This is a genomic window from Verrucomicrobiota bacterium (assembly GCA_016871535.1).
Lineage (GTDB): Bacteria > Verrucomicrobiota > Verrucomicrobiia > Limisphaerales > SIBE01 > VHCZ01.
The window spans coordinates 1-1958 of sequence record VHCZ01000448.1 but is presented as its reverse complement, the minus strand read 5'-3'; the positions used below and the strand labels follow the sequence as shown (position 1 = coordinate 1958).

Annotated in this window: 2 protein-coding genes; both read right to left on the bottom strand. The window is 56.4% G+C overall.

Translation table 11 applies throughout. The features are described from left to right. Positions 1-242: 242 nt before the first annotated feature. Positions 243-1160, bottom strand: coding sequence for an exosortase/archaeosortase family protein (locus tag FJ398_27460; GenBank protein MBM3841614.1), 918 nt, complete (start codon positions 1158-1160; stop codon positions 243-245). 228 nt (positions 1161-1388) lie between these two features. Further along, positions 1389-1958: nucleotide sugar dehydrogenase (locus FJ398_27455; GenBank protein ID MBM3841613.1), on the bottom strand; the 570-nt coding region annotated here is incomplete at its 5' end.

Below are 1958 nucleotides of genomic sequence, written 5' to 3'. Positions count from 1 at the left end.
TTTTCGCGCCAAAGGCCGCCTGGCTTCGTTGCTCCTCAGTCGAAGATCCAGGGAGGATATTCTCCTTCGTCGCGCCTCGCCATCCGGCCTTTGGCGCGAAAACAGGACCCCGCGGAATTTTCGGACACGCTCTAAGCACTGCCTAAGCACACCTTAAGCATATCGTAAGCATCCGGCGCGCTCAGTGACCAGCCGCTTTCGGAGAACCAGATTGAATCTGCCCCACCAGGTTTGAGTCATGCCTAATCCCTCCTATTCCCAACAGCACAGCCTTTTCTGATCCGGCAGACCGAGACAGGCAGGATGCCTGTCCTACGTTCTTCGGCGCGCTTCTCCAACCGTTTCACAAGCCAGGCAACCACTGATAACCCTGCCGCGGTAAAAGCAAAGATGCTCCAGCCGGCGGCGTCATGCATCCGCTCCAACGCTTCGATCCCGTGGCGATGCGCGGTGATCGAGAGATACAGGGACCGTAGAAAGTTTCCCGTCAGCGCCAGGAGAATTCCAACCAGGAGAAAAGTCGCCTGCGATCCCCAGCGCTTGAAAGTCAGGTTCCCGATGAACAAGCCGGCCATAATGCTCGATTGCAGGCTCCGGACGCCGCTGCACGCTTCGTCGATGCCCACCGTGCAGTTGGGCAGGCGGATGACGTTGGCCTGTTGCACGGCGGGAATCCCCATCAGTTTTAGCGCTTCGACGTCGAGCGTCGTGATCGTTTCTTTCAGCGCGAGCACAACCGGGCTCCAGAGGATTCCCGGCAGCGGCACAGCAAGGAAAAAGAACGCCAGAGGGAAGAGAAAGTGGCGAAAAGTCTTCCAGCCCCGAAGGTAAAGCACATTGGCGATCACGTAAAACGCGCAGCCAATGCTCAGAGAAAAGCTGGCGGCGGGCGTGTTCGCGATGGCCTGTTTGTAGAGTTCGGCCACGAGGACGAACGGAGTTGCCATCAAGACCACCGCGCTGGAAAGCCAGAGGGACACGGGACGATCCGTCGTTGGAATTGAGGACCAACGTTCCCAAACCAGATACGCCGTCAGCACAAGCACCAGCCATCCAAACTGGTATTCGACAAGCGCGCGCCATTGGAATTGAAGATCGTACAGCCACCAACCGATGATCAGGATAAGCGGAAGCCAGGCGATCCATTCTCGGTTTTTCACTGGGGGCTTCGTGCATCAACCTGTGTTCCGATCGAAAAGAGCAGTTTATTGTTAGCCGCAAAGGAACGCAGAGATCACAAAGAAACCACAATTCATTCATGCGGGCGAACCCGCTGTGGCGTAAATGATCACCCTCTACACGTCCCAACATTTCCCACTTTGAGATCTCTGCGCCCCTTTGCGGCTCAAATACTTTTCCGGCTTGGGGGCAAGGCTTGGAGTTCTGCCCTAGGCTTTCCAGACTTGCCCGGTCTTAACTTTGATGTCAGCCAGGGCGTTCCGTGTATCGACGATACAGGATGCCCAGTCGGCAAGGTCTTTGTAGTTCACTGCGTCGTGCGCAGTCGAGATCAACACCGCGTCAAAGTGTGAAATTGTCTCCCGGCTCCAAGCGACTGAACGATGCCCAGCCCAATCACTATGCTCGCGGCTTGGTCGAATCACAGGAACGTACGGGTCGTAGTACGCCACTTCTGCGCCTCGCTTCTTCAACAACTCCATCAAATGATAACTCGGCGACTCCCGGTCGTCGTCCACGTTAGGTTTGTAGGCCAGGCCAATGACCAGCACTTTTGCTCCCTTCACGGGTTTGCTGCGATCGTTGAGCGCTTCGGCCACGCGATTAACCACGTATTCCGGCATGGCGGTGTTGATCTCGCCGGCGAGCTCGATGAACCTCGTATTCTGGCCAAATTCACGGGCTTTCCAGGTCAGGTAAAACGGATCGATCGGAATGCAGTGCCCGCCCAGGCCAGGTCCGGGATAGAACGGCATGAAACCGAAAGGCTTGGTTTTGGC